This window comes from Natronococcus pandeyae (genome assembly GCF_008122205.1).
Lineage (GTDB): Archaea > Halobacteriota > Halobacteria > Halobacteriales > Natrialbaceae > Natronococcus > Natronococcus pandeyae.
The window spans coordinates 217,006-235,111 of record NZ_PHNJ01000004.1 but is presented as its reverse complement, the minus strand read 5'-3'; the positions used below and the strand labels follow the sequence as shown (position 1 = coordinate 235,111).

The 18,106-nt window shown below is 64.9% G+C and carries 16 protein-coding genes; 9 read left to right on the top strand and 7 right to left on the bottom strand.

Annotated elements, in window-relative coordinates; genetic code table 11:
• Nucleotides 1-18: 18 nt before the first annotated feature.
• Nucleotides 19-606 carry an NADPH-dependent FMN reductase gene (locus CV102_RS10035; RefSeq protein WP_148857860.1) on the bottom strand — a complete coding sequence of 196 codons (588 nt, stop codon included), beginning with the start codon at nucleotides 604-606 and terminating at the stop codon, nucleotides 19-21.
• 160 nt (nucleotides 607-766) lie between these two features.
• Here CV102_RS10035 and CV102_RS10030 point away from each other — a divergent pair, with 160 nt between their 5' ends.
• Nucleotides 767-1,336 (top strand): hypothetical protein, encoded by a 570-nt coding sequence (locus CV102_RS10030; protein ID WP_148857859.1) that lies wholly within the window; start codon nucleotides 767-769, stop codon nucleotides 1,334-1,336.
• 11 nt (nucleotides 1,337-1,347) lie between these two features.
• Here the strand turns inward: CV102_RS10030 and CV102_RS10025 are convergent, their stop codons facing one another.
• Nucleotides 1,348-2,292: an A/G-specific adenine glycosylase gene (locus CV102_RS10025; RefSeq protein WP_148857858.1), complete on the bottom strand. Its 945-nt coding sequence runs from the start codon at nucleotides 2,290-2,292 to the stop codon at nucleotides 1,348-1,350.
• 123 nt (nucleotides 2,293-2,415) lie between these two features.
• Here CV102_RS10025 and CV102_RS10020 point away from each other — a divergent pair, with 123 nt between their 5' ends.
• Entirely contained in the window at nucleotides 2,416-2,739 is a 324-nt protein-coding gene (locus CV102_RS10020) for a hypothetical protein (protein WP_148857857.1), read from the top strand.
• Between the two features lie 22 nt (nucleotides 2,740-2,761).
• Here the strand turns inward: CV102_RS10020 and CV102_RS10015 are convergent, their stop codons facing one another.
• Together CV102_RS10015 and CV102_RS10010 are read right to left on the bottom strand one after the other, a co-directional pair.
• Nucleotides 2,762-6,322 carry a PAS domain S-box protein gene (locus CV102_RS10015; protein WP_148857856.1) on the bottom strand — a complete coding sequence of 1,187 codons (3,561 nt, stop codon included), beginning with the start codon at nucleotides 6,320-6,322 and terminating at the stop codon, nucleotides 2,762-2,764.
• Nucleotides 6,323-6,463: 141 nt separating this feature from the next.
• Nucleotides 6,464-8,368, bottom strand: coding sequence for a DHH family phosphoesterase (locus CV102_RS10010; protein ID WP_148857855.1), 1,905 nt, complete (start codon nucleotides 8,366-8,368; stop codon nucleotides 6,464-6,466).
• Nucleotides 8,369-8,484: 116 nt separating this feature from the next.
• On the opposite strand from CV102_RS10010, the gene CV102_RS10005 reads away from it, so the two are divergent.
• The 3 genes from CV102_RS10005 to CV102_RS09995 all read left to right on the top strand — a co-directional run bounded on the left by CV102_RS10005 (nucleotide 8,485) and on the right by CV102_RS09995 (nucleotide 11,182).
• Entirely contained in the window at nucleotides 8,485-8,982 is a 498-nt protein-coding gene (locus CV102_RS10005) for a Mov34/MPN/PAD-1 family protein (protein WP_148857854.1), read from the top strand.
• 100 nt (nucleotides 8,983-9,082) lie between these two features.
• Entirely contained in the window at nucleotides 9,083-9,514 is a 432-nt protein-coding gene (locus tag CV102_RS10000) for an adenylyltransferase/cytidyltransferase family protein (protein WP_148857983.1), read from the top strand.
• Between the two features lie 285 nt (nucleotides 9,515-9,799).
• Nucleotides 9,800-11,182: a YncE family protein gene (locus CV102_RS09995; protein ID WP_148857853.1), complete on the top strand. Its 1,383-nt coding sequence runs from the start codon at nucleotides 9,800-9,802 to the stop codon at nucleotides 11,180-11,182.
• Nucleotides 11,183-11,212: 30 nt separating this feature from the next.
• Here the strand turns inward: CV102_RS09995 and CV102_RS25890 are convergent, their stop codons facing one another.
• The 3 genes from CV102_RS25890 to mobA form a co-directional block, all read right to left on the bottom strand.
• Nucleotides 11,213-11,368, bottom strand: a complete 156-nt coding sequence (locus tag CV102_RS25890; RefSeq protein ID WP_187432919.1) for a hypothetical protein — start codon at nucleotides 11,366-11,368, stop codon at nucleotides 11,213-11,215.
• A 133-nt stretch (nucleotides 11,369-11,501) separates the two neighbouring features.
• On the bottom strand, nucleotides 11,502-13,229 hold the full coding sequence (gene ilvD, locus CV102_RS09990; RefSeq protein ID WP_148857982.1) for a dihydroxy-acid dehydratase: 1,728 nt from the start codon (nucleotides 13,227-13,229) through the stop codon (nucleotides 11,502-11,504).
• A 104-nt stretch (nucleotides 13,230-13,333) separates the two neighbouring features.
• The gene (mobA, locus tag CV102_RS09985; RefSeq protein WP_148857852.1) at nucleotides 13,334-13,960 is read right to left on the bottom strand and encodes a molybdenum cofactor guanylyltransferase; all 627 of its coding nucleotides are present in this window, start codon (nucleotides 13,958-13,960) and stop codon (nucleotides 13,334-13,336) included.
• A gap of 298 nt (nucleotides 13,961-14,258) precedes the next feature.
• Here mobA and CV102_RS09980 point away from each other — a divergent pair, with 298 nt between their 5' ends.
• The 4 genes from CV102_RS09980 (at nucleotide 14,259) to CV102_RS26995 (ending at nucleotide 18,084) form a co-directional block, all read left to right on the top strand.
• Nucleotides 14,259-15,419 (top strand): glutathione-independent formaldehyde dehydrogenase, encoded by a 1,161-nt coding sequence (locus CV102_RS09980; protein ID WP_148857851.1) that lies wholly within the window; start codon nucleotides 14,259-14,261, stop codon nucleotides 15,417-15,419.
• Nucleotides 15,420-15,513: 94 nt separating this feature from the next.
• A complete protein-coding gene (locus tag CV102_RS09975; protein ID WP_148857850.1) occupies nucleotides 15,514-17,205 on the top strand; it encodes an ATP-dependent DNA ligase in 1,692 nt (563 codons plus the stop codon).
• A 390-nt stretch (nucleotides 17,206-17,595) separates the two neighbouring features.
• Complete coding sequence (locus tag CV102_RS09970; RefSeq protein ID WP_148857849.1) at nucleotides 17,596-17,895, top strand: hypothetical protein; 300 nt, start codon at nucleotides 17,596-17,598, stop codon at nucleotides 17,893-17,895.
• A 57-nt stretch (nucleotides 17,896-17,952) separates the two neighbouring features.
• Complete coding sequence (locus CV102_RS26995; RefSeq protein WP_267903118.1) at nucleotides 17,953-18,084, top strand: hypothetical protein; 132 nt, start codon at nucleotides 17,953-17,955, stop codon at nucleotides 18,082-18,084.
• The last annotated feature ends 22 nt before the right edge of the window (nucleotides 18,085-18,106 follow it).

Genomic DNA, 18,106 nt, shown 5'->3' with positions numbered 1-18,106 from the left:
CAGACCGTATAAAAGACGCTACTTGCCCTTGGCGCCGACGTTGTGGTCGCTCTCGAAGGAGTCCGGCTCCGGTTCGATTCTCGCGTACTGAACGACTCGACGGCCGAGCGTGGCGACGCGCTCCTCGAGTTTCGAATCGACGAACGAGCCGTCCTCGAAGGCGGCGCTCGAGCGAGGAACCGCCGCCTCGTGGGGGAGTACCCAGGCATTGAGCGCCCGACAGACCGAGCGCATGTGCTCGAGCGCCGGGACGGGAAACGCCCCGCCGGAGACGGCGAGCAGGCCGACGGTCTTGTCGGCGAACTCGTCGAACCCGGAATAATCGAGGGCGGTCTTCAGTGGCGAGGAGTACGAGCCGTGGTAGACCGGTGACGCGAGAACGATGCTGTCAGCCTCTCGGATACGCTCCGCGATCATCGCCGCGTCGCCGGCGTCCTCCCGGTCGCGGTCGGCGTCGAAGACGGGAAGTTCGAACTCCCGGAGGTCGAGCAGTTCCGTACTGGCTCCGGCCGCTTCGGCCGCGTCGAGGACGTGCTCGAGCGCGATGCGGGTGTAACTCTCTTCCCGAAGGCTGCCACAGAGTGCCACAACGTGAACGTCGGTCATGACCGAATCGACGGCGTCCGGGCTCAAATAGGCACCCGACAGCCTGGTGTCGCTGCCGTCCTCGCGACTCGCCCCTCGACGACCACTGGTGGAGAAGACGGCCTGCCTTACCTTACCGCGTCAACACTTTTCAGCGTCGATCGGGTTAGGTTGGGATAGCATGAGTACACAGTCAGAAACCGCGTCCGGATACGGGTTCGGCGGTCGGCTGAATTGGTTGTTCGGCGGTGCGATCGGCGGGCTCGCCGGATCGCTGCTCTTCGGCGGGTTGTTGTGGGTCGTCGACCCCGAAATCGTGATCGAGACGATCCCAGCGATATACGGGTTCGACCCCGCACAGACCGTCGGCTGGACGTTCCACCTGCTTCACGGGCTCGTGTTGGGGGTCGTCTTCGGATTCCTCGTTACCCGCAGGCCGATACTCGGAACGATCACCGCCGATACCCAGATCGGCTTCCTCGCGAGGAGCGGGCCGCTAGTCCGGCTCGCGCTCGCCGGATTCGTCTACGGGCTGGCAGTCTGGGCGCTCCTGCCGGTGATCGCCGCGACCGTCTGGGCCGCGGTCGGCGGGATAGCCGACCCTGGCTTCCCGGCGATGGCGTTCGAGGGTCTCGTGGGCCACCTGCTGTACGGGACGCTCCTCGGCGCGCTGTTTGCAGTGTTCGTCGACATCGAATCGGACGCAGAACGAACGGACGCGCCGTTCGACGACGCCGACGAATCCGCGTAGGAACGCACCGACTACCGCTCGAGTCGCGCAACCGTTTTTTCGCCCGTCTCGTCGACGTCGACCAGTCCGTCGTCCGCGAGGTCGGAGAGGAGCCCCTCGAGCCACTCGCGGCCGTACTCGCCGCCCGGCGCGTAGTCGACGCGGATGCGATGACCCAGCGTGTCGAGCTCGAGTTCGTCGTACTCCCGGAGCGTCCCGATCACGCGGCCGCGGAACTGCCTGCGGCTCCCCTCGAAGGTCGGCTGCGTCGGGACGTCGGGAGCCGTAAAGTCGCCGCTGGCGTAGGCGCTACACCACTCGCGCCAGGGGCAACCGACTTCGTCACAGCGCGGCGTCTGTCGGCAGGCGACCCCGCCGAGTTCCATGATCGCGTTGTTCCAGACGCGCGACCGCCCCTCGGGCATGAGTTCGTTCGCGGCCTCCTCGAAGGCCGCGTCGTCGTCCGGAACGCCGAAGGCTCGATAACAGACGCGCTTGACGTTGGTGTCGACGACCGCGTCGCCGTTGTTGAACGCAAAGCTCGCCACCGCATTGGCGGTGTAGGGACCGACGCCCATCAACTCCTGGAGTTCGTCGGGCGTCTCGGGGAACGTCCCATCGTACTCGTCCTCGACCTGTTGGGCGGCCTCGTGAAGGTACTTCGCCCGGTTGTTGTAGCCGAGGCTGTGGCCCGTCCAGAAGCCGACCACGTCCGCCCGATCCGCCGTCGCGAGGTCGGCGGTCGTCGGCCAGCGCTCGAGGAACTCTTCCCAGGCGTCGACGACCCGGTCGAGCTGGGTCTGCTGGCTCATCACCTCGCTGACGAGGATCGCGTACGGATCGTCCGTCTCCCGCCAGGGAAAGGATCGGTGGTCGTCCTCGTACCACTCGATCAGCGACTCGCGAACGGCCTCGAGGTCGTCCGGAAGCGACGGCGCGTCGGTGTCGGCATCGACGTCCGCGTCGGCGTCACTCATCGCCCGTCCTAGCGAGCGGGCTGGCTTACGTGTACTGGATTCGTCCGCCGACTCGAGGGCGACCGACGTGCCCGCCGAGACGAGCACGAAAGGTCTATCTGACGCGCTCGAGTCCGCCCTCGTATGAGTCTCGACGACCTCGACGAGGAAATACAGAACTCGTACGCCGGATTCGACGACGAACTGACGCTCTCTCTCGACCGGGAGACCCGCAACGAACTCGCGCTGCTCGAGGCGGCACTCGAGCCCGACGAGACGGACGAACTCGTCCGCCGGGCGATCCACATGCTGTTCCAGCGGACCGTCGACACCGGGAAGCTGGACTTTCAGCTCCGCTCGAGCTACGACGTGACCTACGACGAGTACCTCTCGGGGATGACGTTCGAGGAGATGACCGGCGCCGACCAGTATCCGAGCATGGACGACGAACGCCGCTACCAGTTCTGAGACCGGTCGGGGCTCGAACGGGTCACGGCTGGTCGTCCGTCACGGCCGGCAGCGTAACCGAGAACGTCGAGCCCTCGCCGGGCTCGGAGTCGACCCAGATCTCGCCGCCGTGCCGTTCGACGATGCGCTGGCAGAGCGCGAGTCCGATACCGGTCCCCTCGTGCTCGTCGATCGTGTGGAGCCGTTCGAACACCTCGAAGATGACCGCGGTATCGTCCGCCGGGATCCCGATACCCCGGTCGCTGACGGAAACGACCCACATCTCGCCCGCCCGTTCGGCCGAGACGTCGATCGTCGGCGGCTCGTCGCCGCTGTACTCGATCGCGTTGTCGAACAGGTTCTGGAACAGCTGCCGGAGCTGACTGGGGTCGCCCTCGACGCGGGGCAGGTCCGCCACCGTAAGCGCCGCGTTGCTCTCCTCGAACTGAAGCTGCAGGTCGGTTCGAACGTCGTCGACGACGTCGTTCAACGCGACCGATTCGAGCGGTTGTCCCTGTGTTTCGATGCGAGAGTACGTGAGCAGACCGTCGATCATCTCGCGCATTCGGTCGGCGCCGTCGACGGCGAACTCGAGGAACTCCTCGCCCTCCTCGTCGAGTACGTCGCCGTACCGGCTCTCGATGAGTCGGAGGTAACTCGAGACCATCCGTAACGGCTCCTGGAGGTCGTGTGAGGTCGCGTACGCGAAGTGCTCCAGGCGCTCGTTGGACTTCTCGAGCCGTTCGTTGGAGCGTTCGAGGCGCTCGTTCGCCCGCACGAGGCGCTCGTTGGTCTCCTCGAGTCGCTGCTGGTACTCCTTGCGCTCGGTGATATCGATAACGACACCCTCGATGGCCTCGATCGCACCGTCTTCGAAGATCGCACGACCGGTCTCTTTCACCCAGCGGGAGTTCCCGGCGGCGGTTTCGATGCGGTAGGTCGCCGAGAACGGCTCCCGGTCGTCGATATTCGTCTGAATGTGTTCCCAGAGTTCAACCTGATCCTGTTCGGCGACGATGTCGGTTCCCCACTGGACCTCGTCTCGCTCGAGCGCCGTCGGGTTGTAGCCGGTCAGTTCCTCGCAGCCGTCGCTGACGAACTTCATCGGCCAGCCACGCTCGTTCCGGCAGCGGTAGACCATTCCGGGGACGTTGCTCATCAGCGTCGAAAGCTCGCGTTCTCGTTCGCGGAGTTCGCGCTCGACCGTTCGCTGCTCCGTGATGTCGCTCGCGATACCGACGATCCGGTAGACGTCGCCGTCCTCGTCGTGAATCGGAACGGCACGGTCTCGGACCCAGCGCACCTCGCCATCGGGTCGGACGACGCGATACGTCTCGTCGTACTCACCCCCGGGCTGTTTGGGAAGCGCCTCGCGGACGCGATCCCTGTCGTCCGGATGAATACCGTCGAAAAACGACTCGGGATCGCGGTACAGCGACTCACAGCTCCGACCCCAGATCTCTTCGTAAGCCGGGTTCACGTAGAGCATCTCGCCCTTGTGAGGCGTGCTCATCCAGATGACTTGCTCGAGGTTCTCGGCGACCTGCCGAAACTTCTGCTCGCTCGCCCGAAGATCCGCCTCCATCCGTTTGCGCTCGGTGATGTCGGCGAACGTAAACACCGCGCCGCTACTCTCGCCGTCGTCCCATAGCGGCGTCCCGCTCAGCGACAGCCACACCCGCTCGCCGTCCGCTCGCAGTAACCCGATCTCGAGGTCGTGAATCGTCTCGCCGTCGGCCAGGACACGCTGGGTCGGAATCTCCTCGGCCGAAAACTGCTCCCCGTCGGGTTTGACGGGATCGAGTCCCGCCGTCCCGCCGACGAGTTCCTCGAGTTCCGCCCCCGAGTAGCCCATGATCTCCTCGGCGCGTTCGTTGACCCGCTCGAACGAGCCGTCGGGACCGACGGTGATGATCCCGGTCGGACTGGTTTCGACGATTCGGTTCGTGAGGTCTCGTTCCTCGCGCATCCGTCGCTCGTGTGCTTTTCGCTCCGTAATGTCGCGAAGAATGCCCGTAAAGAACCGTTCGCGCTCGTACTCGACCTCGCTGAACGAAACCGCCAGCGGGATCTCCGAGCCGTCTGCGCACAGCCCCGGAAGCTCGACGTACTCCCACTCGAGCGTTCGCTCTCCGGTTTCGAGGTACTGTTCGAGTGCCCGAAAATGCCCGTTCTCGAGGCGATCCGGCATGAGCGTCGTCAGCGACTCGCCGACGAGCGCGTCCCGGTCGTAGCCGAAGACGTCCTCGACCGCCGGGTTCACCGACCGGATCGTGCTCTCCTCGTCGATCGTCACGACGACGTCCTGTGCGGCCTCGGTCAGCGCCCGGTACTGCTCGAGTTCCTGTTCGCGTTCTTTCTGTGCGGTAATATCGCGGAAGTAGACCGAGACGCCCGACTGGGAGGGGTAGAGGTTCGCTTCGACCCAGAAATCCAGCGGATCGAAGTACAGTTCGTAGCTGGTCGGCTCCTGTGTGTCCATCGCCGTCTGGAAGCTATCCCACACCTCCGCCTCGTCTGCCGCCTCCGGAAAGACGTCCCAGAGCCGTTCACCGAGGAGTTCCCGCTCGGAGTGCTGAAGCAGCTCTTCGGCACGGTCGTTGACGTGTGTAAACCGGAACTCGTCGTCGAGCGCGTAGAAGGCGTCCGTAACCCGGTCTAGCATCTCCTCGAACTCGTTCTCGAGACGCTTTTGCTCGGTGACGTCCGTGAGTGCGAAGACGCCACCGGTGAGGGTTCCGTCGGACCGTAACGGGGTACCGTCGATCGAGAGCCAGATCCGCGTCCCGTCGGGTTGGTGTACGCCGACCTCCATATCGGTGATCGACTCGTCGGCATCGAAGACACGATTGAACGGAAGATCGTCAGCCGACAGGGTGGTCCCATCCGTATCGATGAGTCCCCAGCGCGAATCGTCGTGAGTGAACTCGCCGATCTCCTCCCGGCTTCGCCCGAGGATCTCCTCTGCGCGCTGGTTTGCGAACTGCATCTTCCCGTTCGTGTCGACGACCGTGATTCCAACCGGACTGCGTTCCAGGAACTGCTCTTTGCCAGTCCACTTCTCGTCGAGCAGCAGCTCAGAATCGGTGGTTTCGAACGCGGTAGCCAGGACGTTCGCGATCGTTCGGAGGACTGCGGCGTCGGCCTCGTCGAACGCCTGAGGCGCGGCAGTGTGTGCCTCGAGAACCCCCAACGGCTCGTCGTCCGGACCGACCGGGACACAGAGGCTGCTTCTGGCGCCGTGCTCGAGGAGCCGATCCGGGGAGTCGAACCGATCCTCGGCTCGTAGATCGTCGACGACGATCGGCTCCTGATGTTGCAACGTGTATCCAACGAGCGAGCCGTCCGACTCGGTCGCGACCGTCGTCGGTGCTCGTTCGTCCGTCCAGCCGTTGGCCTCTCGACAGACGGCGCGGTCGCCGTGTGGCAGCCGTTCGAAGAAGCGACAGGCGTCCGCATCGAGCGCGGTGCGGACGGCGTCAGAAACCGCTGTCAGTAGTTCGCTGGAGTCGTCCGTATCGAGTACCCGGTCGCCGAGGTCGGCGACGACCTCCTGCTGGGCCACGCGTTTGCGGAGTTCGGCTTCGACTCGAGACGAACTCATTCAGGAATCATTAGGAGTTGTGACGGATAAGTATTCGGCCCTTCCGGATATCGATCCGTCCGTCTGAACGGGACGTCGACGGATCCCGTCGGGGTAACCCGTGCGACGGGCGCTGTGCAGACGGACGGAGTCCGAGACGCTTCAGTCGTCGATCAGCGCCGCACTCGAGAGCTCTTCGTCGATATCGGCGTCGGCCATCTTCTCGACCAGGGCGTCGATGACGTCCTCGCGCTTGCCCTTGACGAACTTGATCGATCCGACGACGAGGTGACCGCCGCCGGAGACGCCGCCGCCGGGGATCTCCTCCTCGAGTTCCGAGACCATGTTGGGGATGTCCAGTCGGACGCCGTCACTGCGCAGGACGGCGAAGTCCGGGCCGTAGCCGACCGTGATCACCGGATCGCCGGTCTCCTCGATCTTGCGGTCGTGGATCTCGCCGGTGGTCTTGCCCGGTGCGGGATACGTAAACCGGTGGGCGTGGTTCTCGACGTCGATCCGGTAGAGGTGGGCGTCGTTGTCCAGTTCCTCGCGTTCGACGTGGGGCATGGCGGCGTCGAGCTGTTCGTCGACCTCCTCGCGGGCGCGGTCCGCGAAGAAGGAGACGAGTTCGCGGTGGCGCTCCTCGTCGTTGCCGTCGACCTGAAGCAGGTCCTGGATCAGCTGGTCGCCCGAGTTGTATCGCAGCCAGAAGGCGGCGTAGTCGAGCGCCTCGCTCAGGTCCTTCAGGCGATCCTCGTCGTACCCCTCCTCGGCGGCGAGTTCGAGGTAGTCGTCCATCGCGTTGGCCTTCGACCGGTCCGAGAGGCCGGCGACGGCGGGAACGTGGCGGAGTTCGTCGGTCAGATCGGGGTAGATCATCCGTGCGAGTTCGACACAGCACATTCCCGTCGTGATCCGGTAGTCCTCGTCGTGCAGGTAGGGGTTCACGTGGGCGTCGAGCAGTTCACCCACCGCGTCGGGGTCGGGGTGGTGGTGGTCGACGGCGACGATCGGGATATCGTAGTGGGCCAGCGTCTCGTAGGCCGGCACGTCCTCGGCCGTCGAGCCGTTGTCGAGCATCAACAGGAGCGGAAGCTGCTGGCCGTGTTTCTCGCGGTCCTCGAGCGCGAAGTTGAGGTCCCGCGTGGCGTCTTCCATCTCGTAGAACGGCGCCTTCGCCGGAAGGCGCTTGATGAGGTGACGGGGAGCGTCCTCGTCCTCGTGGACGTCGGCGATGAATCGCTCGAGTGCGATCTGGACCGGAACGGCGGCGCACATCCCGTCACCGTCGGCGTGGTGTCGGACGCGGATCGGGCGCCCTTCGAGGACCGTCCGTCGGAGCAGCTTCGCGACCTCCTTCAGGTTCGGTCGGAGCTTCTCGAAGGCGGGCCAGTCGATCAGCGGTTCGACGTCGTGGGGCTCGGCGCGCTCCTCGAGGGCGTCCTCGAGTCGCTCGCGGGCCTCCTCGGCGTCCTCGCCATCGAGCGTCGAGAGACCGTCGACCTCGATCTGGACGGAGCCCTCGCGGTGTTCGGGCGTCCCGGTGACGCGGACGACGTCGCCGACCTCGACGGCGGGGAAGGCGCGGACGCCGGCCTCCTCGAACGCCGCACAGGGGACGACGCCCTGCTCGTCTGCGACGTGGAAGATGGTCGGTCCGGCGGTCTGTTTGACCTGGACGATCTTCCCCTCGAGGTGGATCTGGTCGCCGACGTTGCCCTCGAGCCGGTCGGTGCCGGTCAGCGTGTAATCGTGGGAGACGGGTTCGACCGTGTACTCCTCGATGTCGACGGGTTCGAACGCCATGTCGCCGTTGTCGCGAACCGCCTCGAGTTCGACGACGAGTTCGTCGCCGACGGCGTACGTTCCCTCGAGAACCGATTCGTGGACGAGACCGGAGACGGAATCCGAGAGGTCGACGAAGACGCCGTAGTCGACGATGCCGTTAATTTCAGCGAGATACGGCTGGTCCTGTTCGACGTCAGTTTCGGTACAGTCCGAAGCGAGATCGTATACGACGGAATCCCCGTCGTCTTCGCCGGATTCTCCGGCGGGCTCAACAGTCATCTTTGCACGTAGTTTGGGATGGGCGCCTATAACCCTTGTTAAGCAGAAGTGGCAGAACCCCCTCCGGGGGGTCGCCTTTCGGAACGTTTAGCAACCGCAAGCCCGGATGGGGAGATATGGGGCTGTTCGACGCGCTGTTTCGCTCGAGTGAGATTCTCGGTATCGCCGAGGAGACGCTCGAGTTCACGCTCGAGTCCTCGGAGGCGTCCCATCCGAACGAGTATATGGGATTTCTCCGGGGAACCGAGGCCGACAAACTGGGACTCGATCGAGACGGACTCGTCATCACGGACGTGCTCGTCGTTCCGGGAACCGAAGCCAACAGCGTCAGCGCGACCGTCAAGACGAGCCAGATTCCGAACGACGTGAAGGCGCTCGGCAGCGTTCACTCGCACCCGAACGGCGTGATCAGTCCGAGCAGTGCAGATCTGGAAACGTTCGGTCGGGGAAGCGTCCACATCATCATCGGCGCTCCCTACCGGCGAAACGACTGGAAGGCCTTCGACTCGCAAGGGCAGCCGACGAACCTGAACGTGATCGATGTCGATCTTCCCGAGACCGACGACTTCTTCGACTTCACGCAGGCCGATATCGACGAGGACCTGCGACGATGAGAAGAGGATCGACCGCGTTCGAGGCGAAATACTGCTCGTATCGATGGCCGGCGGCGCCGACCACGAACGCACGGACGAGAACGACACGGAGGGCTCGAGCGTGACACGAACCGTCATCGCACAGGGGACCTTCGACATCCTCCATCCGGGACACGTCCACTACCTCGAGGAGGCGGCAGCGATGGGCGACGAACTGTACGTCATCGTGGCGCGCAAGACGAACGTCGACCACAAGGAGGCCCCGATCTGTCCCGCGACCCAGCGCCGGGACGTCGTCGCCGCACTCGAGGCCGTCGACGAGGCGATCCTCGGTCACGAGGAGGACATCTTCGTCCCGATCGAGGAGATCGATCCCGACGTGATCGCGCTCGGCCACGATCAACACCACGACGCGGACGCGATCCGAACGGCGCTCGAGCGCCGCAGAATCGACTGCGAGGTTCGACGCGCGAGCGGGCGAGAAGCGGCGAGCGACGACGAACTCCTGTCGACGCGGCTGATAATCGATCGCATTCTCGAGCGTCGCGGCTGAACGCGAACTTCAGCGTCGCGTCGGCCCTGATAGGCGGACACGCATCGTTCTGTCGGAGTGGACAGTGAACCGGATCCGACAACGTAGCTACCGGCAACATTTTCATTTCATTCGGGGGCCAATTCTTTCGAGACAACGAGGATCGCCGTTAGTTCGCCTGTCAGGAACGGGGGCGACTCGAGCCGAGTCAATTTTTGCCCCATTCTATGGCTAAATGCCGGAATTCTCCAGGTAGAGAGCCTAAAACCCGCAAACTTTTGAACGAGCAGTCCAGAGTAGTCAGATATGCAAACGAATCCAACCCGCAGGACGTTTCTTGCAGGAGGAACGGCTGCTGGAATCGTTGCCGTCGCTGGTTGCACTGGCGACACGAGCGACACCGAGGAAGCAGCGGACAACGACACCGAGAACGGTGCGGACGACGACACCGAGAACGGTGCGGACGGCCAGGAGGACGTCGAGTACGAGGTCTGGGCGCTCGACCAGGGGCAGGACAACATCCACCTCTACGAACCCGGCGACGGTGAAGACGAGTTCGAGGAGTCGACGACGATCGACCTGAACGAACTCGAGGGCGTCCCCGAAGAGGGCGTCGTCCCCCACATGATCGACTTCAGTTCGGACTACGAGTACGCCGCCGTCGCCTGTACGGCCGGCGAGCGCGTGCTGGTCTTCCGCACCGACGGCTGCGAACTCGTCGGCAACGTCGAGACGGGCGCCGGCTCGCATATGGCCATCTTCTCGCCGGACGACGAGTACATCCACGTCGACGTCATCGGCGAGAGCAAGATCGTCCGCGTCGACGCCGACCTCGAGGACGAGGAGTTCGACATCGAGGACGAGATCGTCGTCGACGGGGAGATCGAGGGCCTCACCGGCGAGGAAGGTGCCCCGATCTGTCACCAGTTCGACCACAACGGGCGGTCGATCCACACGCTCGGTCCGAGCTACCACGACGGCGGGCTCGTCATCGTCGACCACGACGAGTTCACGGTCGACGCGGCCTTCTCCAACGAGGAGCTGCCGACCAACTGTGGGACCATGCCCCACCCCGAGGAGAACAAGTTCTACCTCACCGCCGGCCTCCCCTCGGACCCCGAGGCCGACGAAGAGCCCGCCGCCTCCGGCGTCGGCGCGTACTACGTCCTCGACGCCGACGAAGACGAGATCATCGTCGAAGAAGAAAGCACCGAGGGCGTCGACGCGCACGGCTTCTGGTTCACCCCCGACGGCGAGGAGCTGTGGGTCCTGAACCGCGAGACCAACGACGGCGTCGTCGTCGATCCCGAGACCGACGAGGTCATCGAGGAGATCGACGCCTACGGCGAGAACCAGTCCGACGACCCCGCAGAGAGCGACGCGCCCGACATCATGTGGTCCTCGCCCGACGGCGAGTACATGTTCGTCAGCCTGCGCGGTCCCGCGCCGCTCTCGGGCGACCCACACGCCGCGACCGGCGTCATCCCCGGCTTCTCGGTGCTCGACGTCGAGAGCCGCGAGATCGTCGCAACTGTCGAACCTGATCCGATCGGCGAGTACGACGAGGAAGAGATTCAGGCCGCACAGGACGAAGAAGAGGACGCACCGTCGATTCCGGACTTCCACGGACTCGGTGTGCGCCCGGTCGGCGACGTCGACTCCGAGATTCCGAACTCGCCACCGTTCTAACGCGATTCAGCACTCGGTACGACCGCGGGCTCAGTTTTTGATGACGACAGGCGGTGGCAGGTGCAGGGAGTCGACCGTATGACCGGTTTCGACGAAGTGTTCGATCGCCTGCTTCGAGACCTCCTCTTCCGTATAGCCGTCCGCCGTACTCAGTTGCCAGTCACAGTCGAGGCAGTACTTACACATTGCTCGTGTTCACGTGTGAGTCAGTGACCAGCTATGGAAAACCCGTTGCAAGCCAGCGAAAGCCACGTTGGCAACGGGGCGTGTCACGAAAACAATTACAACGGCGGTGCCGGCCACTCGCAGGACGACCGCCCTACTCCCGTTTGACGCCGGGGTTCGTCACCGCTCCGTTCGACGCCGAGTCGAAGTCGCGAGCGAACTTCGCGAGGACACCCGCGTCGTAGGCCGGCTCCGGTCGGGTCCACTCCTCGCGGCGGTTGGCGAGTTCGGCGTCGTCCACGTCGACCTCGAGGGTGCGATCGGGGATGTCGACGGTGATCTCGTCGCCCTCCTCGAGCAAGCCGATCGGACCGCCGACGAACGCCTCGGGCGCGACGTGGCCGATCATCGGGCCGCGGGTGCCGCCGGAGAACCGGCCGTCAGTAATGAGCGCGACGTCATCCTCGTGACCGGCGCCGACGACGGCCGCAGTCACGCCGAGCATCTCCCGCATGCCGGGTCCGCCGCGGGGCCCCTCGTTGCGGATCACGATCACGTCGCCGCTCTCGATGTCGCCCTCCTGGACGTACCGCATGGCGCCCTCCTCGTTCTCGAAGATGCGGGCCGGACCCTGGTGGTAGAACTCGTCGTCGCCGGTAACCTTGAGCACCGCACCGTCGGGCGCGAGATTCCCCGTCAGGATCTTGATCGCGCCCTCCGCTTCCTTCGGGTCGTCGACGGGGTAGAGGAAGTCGGACACAATTTCGTCGTCGGCCGGCATGTCGAGCGTCTCGAGTTCCTCCGCGATCGTCCGTCCCGTCACGGTCATGGCGTCGCCGTGGAACAGGTCGGCCTCGAGTAGCCGTCGGACGACGACCGGAACGCCGCCGAGTTCGTGGAGGTCGTTCATCACGCTGTCGCCGCCGGGCTGGAGGTCGGCGATCTTCGGCGTCCGCCGCGAGATCTCGTCGAAGTCCTCGATCTCGAGGTCGACGTCGGCCTCGCGAGCGAGCGCCAGCAGGTGAAGGACGCCGTTGGTCGAGCCGCCGATAGCGGTCTGCAGGGCGATTGCGTTCTCGAACGACTTCCGCGAGAGGATGTCGGAGGGACGACGATCCTCCTCGACGACCTCGACGGCGAGTTCGCCGGCGCGCCGGGCGACCTCGTAGCGCTCTTCGTCCTCGGCCGGGGGCGACGCGCTGCCGAGCGGGGCGAGGCCGAGCGCCTCGGAGATCGAAGCCATCGTGTTCGCGGTGAACATCCCGCCGCAGGAGCCCGCGCCGGGGCAGGCGTGGCGCTCGAGGTCGTCGAGTTCCTCGGCGTCCATCTCACCGGTCGCGTAGGCGCCGACGCCCTCGAAGACCTGGACGATAGTGACGTCCCGGCCGTCGTGCTCGCCGGGCATGATCGAGCCGCCGTAGAGGAAGACCGAGGGGAGATCCGTTCGAATCGCAGCCATCATCATCCCGGGAAGGTTCTTGTCACAGCCCGCCACGGTGACGAGACCGTCCATGCGCTCGCCGAAACTGACGAGTTCGACGCTGTCCGCGATGAGTTCCCGGGAGATCAGCGACGCCTTCATCCCTTCCGTTCCCATCGAGATGGCGTCCGAAATCGTGATCGTCCCGAACTCGATCGGCATCCCGTCGGCGTCGTCGACGCCCTCGAGCGCCGACTCGGCGACGTCGTCGAGGTGAACGTTACACGGCGTGATATCTGCGGCGGGGTTCGGGACGCCGATCATCGGCGACCCCAGGTCGTCGTCGTCGAACCCCATAGCCCGAAACATCGCCCGGTGGGGGGCGCGGTCGGCCCCTTCGGTCACGTCCCGGCTCTGCAACCGCTCGTCCTTTCCGTGGTCGAACTGATCCTCGCTGCTCATGGTCGGTTCTTGCATCGAGGAGGCATAAGTCACCCTTTTTTCTCAATCGTTGCTGGCAGAGGGCCCGATCCCGTCGGCGGTTTCGTCGCGCCGGGAGAGACCGTCTACTCCTCGAGCCTCGATTCGGCCTCTCGAAGCGCCTCCTGCGTGTCGATACTCTCGAACGTCTCGCCGGAGATCCCCTCGAGATCGTCCTCGTCGACGACGGCGTAGTCGAGTTTCTCGAGCGCGGCGAGGATCCGTCCGTCCCCGTCCTCGAGCGCCTCTGCGCAGGCGTCGGCCATCGCATCCGCCCGGTAGACGGCCTGGGTCGTCTGATACCACTCGTCCTCGAGCTGGACGACCGCGCCGTCGCGGCCGCGCGCACGGTCGTAAAGCAGTTCGAAGAGAGCAGGGTCGACGAACGGCATGTCACAGGCGACGACGGCGGCGTACTCCCGGTCGACGGTCTCGAGGCCGACCCGGATACCGGCCAGCGGCCCCTGGTCGGGGACCGGATCGGTCGCGATACGGGTAGACGCCTCACAGCCGGCCAGCGCGTCTCGGATCGCGTCGACCTGGTCCTCTCGGCAGTTGACCACGATCTCGTCGGTTACGCTGGCAAGCCGATCGACGACCCGTCGGATCATCGGTGTCCCGGCGAGATCCGCGACCGCCTTGTCGGCTTCGCCGAACCGCGTCGAGTAGCCGCCCGCGAGGACGACCCCGCCAAGTGAGTCGGTTGTCGTCACGTCGCTAGCTACGGCAGGACGATAGTAAGAGGGTCCGGTTCGTTTTCGGGCCGGGATCGCTCGAGCCCGTCGACGGCCGAGCACGATGAGTTTCGTCCGTCGGCCCGCGCCTTCCACGGAATGTGTCGTCCCTGATCCACCCTGCGTGACCTCTTCGGTGACGTTCGTCGTCGCCTATCCGTTCTATCACGGAAAACGGTTCGCCCTGCAATTTTCATAAGCCGTGGCCATTGCTTCACAATAACCTTTACGAGCGAGATGGTGGTGGGTAGTTTGCGAGGGTTGATACCACATGTCAATGAACGCTGTCGTATACCAGGGCCCGCACGACGTGGCTATCGAAGAAGTAGACGAACCAGAACTCGAGCATCCGAACGACGTCATCGTCGACATCACGACGTCGGCGATCTGTGGGTCGGATCTCCACATGTACGAGGGTCGAACCGCCGCCGAAGAGGGGATCGTCTTCGGCCACGAGAACATGGGGACCGTCAGCGAGGTCGGCGACGCTGTCACGACGCTCGAGGAGGGCGACCGCGTCGTCATGCCGTTCAACGTCGCCTGTGGCTTCTGTCAGAACTGCGAGGACGGCTACACCGGCTTCTGTACCAACGTCAACCCCGGCTTTGCCGGTGGTGCCTACGGCTATGTCGCGATGGGGCCGTACAAGGGTGGACAGGCCGAGAAACTCCGCGTCCCGTACGCCGATTTCAACGCGCTGAAACTGCCCGAGGGTGACGAACACGAGGATTCCTTCGCGCTGCTCGCGGACATCTTCCCGACTGGCTGGCACGGCACCCGGCTGGCGAACCTCAAACCCGGCGAGTCGATCGCCATCTACGGCGCCGGCCCCGTCGGCCTGATGGCTGCCTACAGCGCGAAGATCCAGGGCGCCTCCGAGATCTACGTCGTCGACCGCGTCCCGAGTCGACTCGAGATGGCCGAGGACCACTGCGACGCCCACGCGATCAACTTCGAAGACAACGATCCGGTCGACCAGATCGTCGAACAACACGGCGACGAGGTCGACAAGGGCGTCGACGCCGTCGGCTACCAGGCGATCGATCCCGAGACGGATCCGGGCGACGACGCCTACGACCCCGCCCGTGAGAACCCGGCGGTCGTGCTCAATCAGTTGATCCAGACGGTTCGCCCAACCGGCGAGATCGGCGTCCCGGGGCTGTACGTTCCCTCGGACCCCGGCGCACCCGACGAGATGGCCGCACAGGGCCGACTCGGCATCGACTTCGGGAAACTCTTCGAGAAGGGCCACAAGTTCGGTACCGGCCAGTGTAACGTCAAGGAGTACAACCGCCAGCTCCGCGACATGATCATCGAGGGCCGGGCGGATCCGAGCTGGGTCGTCTCCCACCGGGTCGACCTCGACGAGGCCCCCGAGATGTACGAGCGCTTCGACGACCGCGAAGAGGGCGTCGTGAAGGTGCTGCTCGAGCCCTGAATCCGACGATCGACGACGACTTTTTTCGGCGACTCCCGCCCGCGAGCGTGCCGGCTGCGAAGTTTTACGTCTCGCCTTCGTACTTCAGTCGTTCATGCAGTACGCCGACCTCGTCGAGTCCTACTGCCGGATCGAAGCGACAGCGTCGACCGACGAGAAGACCGCGATCGTCGCTGCGACGCTCGAGGATGCGACGACCGGCGAGTTCGAACTGCTGCTTCCGCTGTTCCGAGGGGAGGTGACGCCGGCGTACGAGCAGGCCGAACTCGGCATCTCCTCGAGTCTCACCCTGGAGGCGATCGGCAAGGCGACCGGCGTTCCCGAAGCCGAGATCGAGACGACCTGGCGCGAGACCGGCGATCTCGGCACCGCCGCGGCCGAGGCCGTCGCGAACCAGACCCAGCAGACGCTCGTCTCGACCGAGCTGACCGTCGAGTCCGTCTTCGAGACGCTTCGGGAACTCCTCGAGTACGCGGGCGAAGGCAGCCAGCAGGACCGGATCGACGCCGTCGCGAGTCTGCTGTCGAACGCGGATCCCGAGGAAGCGCGCTACGTCGTCCGCACCGTCCTGGGCCACCTCCGGATCGGCATCGGCGAGGGGACGATCCGGGACGCGATCGCCCAGGCGTCTCTCGACGGGAGCGACGAGGCGATCGAGAGCGTCGAGTACGCCTACCAGCTCACGAACGACTACCCGCTGGTCGCCCGAACGGCCCGAGAGGCGGGCGTAGACGGCCTTCGTGACCTCGAAATCGAGCTGTTCCGACCGCTGCAGGTGATGCTCGCCGATTCGGCTGCCGACGTCGAGGACGGGATCGAGACCGTCGCGTCGAGCGACGGGCCGCTGCTGGCCGAGTACAAGTACGACGGCGTCAGGATCCAGCTCCACAAGGATGGCGAGGAGGTGCGGGCGTTCACCCGCCGCCTCGAGGAGGTTACCGCACAGTTCCCCGACATCGTCGAGAACGTTCGAACGCACGTCGCAGCCGACAGCTGCGTGCTCGAGGGAGAAGTCGTCGGTTACGATCCCGACTCGGGCGATCTGACGCCGTTCCAGGAGCTCTCGACACGGATCAAGCGCAAACACGATATCGAGGCGGCGGCCGAGGAGACGCCGGTCATCGTCTACCTGTTCGACCTGCTCTCGATCGAGGGTGAGTCGCTGCTCGAGCGCTCGCTCGACGAACGGCTCGAGCGTCTCGACGCCTGTTTCGATCCCGAGACGTGGGAGATCGAACCCGCACAGCGCGTTCGGTTCGATCCGGCGGATCCCGACCCGGCCCGTGAGCTCTACGCGGACGCCCTCGCCGCCGGCCACGAGGGGCTGATGGTCAAGAACCTCGAGGTCCCCTACCAGCCGGGTCGGCGCGTCGGTTACATGTTAAAGATCAAGCCAACGATGGACCCCCTCGACGTCGTCGTTACTCGAGCGAAGTACAGCGAGGGGCGCCGGAAGGGGCAACTCGGTCGACTCTACCTCGCCTGTCGCGACGCCGAAGCCGACGAACTACGCGAAGTCGGCCGGCTGGCGACGGGGTACACTGACGAGCAACTCGCCGCCCTCACCGACGACCTCGAGCCGCTGATCACCGAGACCGACGGTCGGGCCGTGACGCTCCGGCCCGAGGTCGTCCTCGAGGTCGAGTACGAGGAGATCCAGTCCTCGCCGACGTACGACTCGGGGTACGCGCTGCGATTCCCTCGGTTCGTGCGTCGACGGGAGGACCTCTCCGCGGCGGACGTCGACACGCTCGAGCGGGTCGAAACGCTCTTCGAGCAGCAGTAGCGTTTCGCCCGATTTCCAGGCGACACTGTTTCACTTTCACCGCGGCTGGCGACGGTTTATCCGGCTGCCACTCGTGACTAGAGATGCCCGATTCCGACGGCAAACGACTGGTTTTGCCGCGGAGTACCGGATAGCCGTACCGTCGGACGGAGTGGCAACGCTCGCGATACTCACGGTCACGAGCGGCGACCGTCACGACCCCCTATCGGGTGGAACGATCGACGCTCTGGAACCACCGAATGCGACGGATGAACCCCCCGTCCAGCCGAATCTCACGGATCTCGGTACGGCGGAGCGGTTCGAACACAGATCGGCGACGACGGCGTCGAAGAATCGATCGAAGCGACAGCTAGCTCGCGTTGCGCCGCAGCGAACCCCTGAAGATACTCCATGAACGAGTTCGACCCTGATACCGACGGACGCACCGACAACGCCGCCTCGAGCGACCGACCGCGCACCGACGGCGAAGCGCTGATCCGCGAGGCGGACGCGCAGACCGATATTTGCGAGGAAGACGACGACCCGTGGACCGGTCCATACATCGAGTACGGGAGAGACGGCACCCCCACGGGGACGTGCTACTCCAGGTGTCGCGGCTGCGGGCGCGAGGTCCTCGCGGGAATCGACAAGCGCACCGTTTCACACCGAGACGAGTGCCGATTCGGAGCTGAGCGCTATAGTAACAACTGAAACGATTTACACACTGATCGCACGACAGCTGTGCGATCAGGTGTGCATTGATTTTCAGTGGCTACTATAGTGTCCGACCTCGGAATCGTCATGATCGTCGTCGGGCTATCGCTGATGGCCCTCTCCGGCCTGCTCGTTCCCGTCGTCAGGTCCGGCCTCGAGTACGGGTCCGGAGGGATCGACCGATGACCGTCGGCTGGCGCTCGCCGTT

Coding starts and splice junctions, on each gene's coding strand:
- CV102_RS10035 (WP_148857860.1), bottom strand. CDS start 606: ATGACCGACGTTCACGTTGTGGCACTCTGTGGCAGCCTTCGGGAAGAG.
- CV102_RS10030 (WP_148857859.1), top strand. CDS start 767: ATGAGTACACAGTCAGAAACCGCGTCCGGATACGGGTTCGGCGGTCGG.
- CV102_RS10025 (WP_148857858.1), bottom strand. CDS start 2,292: ATGAGTGACGCCGACGCGGACGTCGATGCCGACACCGACGCGCCGTCG.
- CV102_RS10020 (WP_148857857.1), top strand. CDS start 2,416: ATGAGTCTCGACGACCTCGACGAGGAAATACAGAACTCGTACGCCGGA.
- CV102_RS10015 (WP_148857856.1), bottom strand. CDS start 6,322: ATGAGTTCGTCTCGAGTCGAAGCCGAACTCCGCAAACGCGTGGCCCAG.
- CV102_RS10010 (WP_148857855.1), bottom strand. CDS start 8,368: ATGACTGTTGAGCCCGCCGGAGAATCCGGCGAAGACGACGGGGATTCC.
- CV102_RS10005 (WP_148857854.1), top strand. CDS start 8,485: ATGGGGCTGTTCGACGCGCTGTTTCGCTCGAGTGAGATTCTCGGTATC.
- CV102_RS09995 (WP_148857853.1), top strand. CDS start 9,800: ATGCAAACGAATCCAACCCGCAGGACGTTTCTTGCAGGAGGAACGGCT.
- CV102_RS25890 (WP_187432919.1), bottom strand. CDS start 11,368: ATGTGTAAGTACTGCCTCGACTGTGACTGGCAACTGAGTACGGCGGAC.
- ilvD (WP_148857982.1), bottom strand. CDS start 13,229: ATGAGCAGCGAGGATCAGTTCGACCACGGAAAGGACGAGCGGTTGCAG.
- CV102_RS09980 (WP_148857851.1), top strand. CDS start 14,259: ATGAACGCTGTCGTATACCAGGGCCCGCACGACGTGGCTATCGAAGAA.
- CV102_RS09975 (WP_148857850.1), top strand. CDS start 15,514: ATGCAGTACGCCGACCTCGTCGAGTCCTACTGCCGGATCGAAGCGACA.
- CV102_RS09970 (WP_148857849.1), top strand. CDS start 17,596: ATGAACGAGTTCGACCCTGATACCGACGGACGCACCGACAACGCCGCC.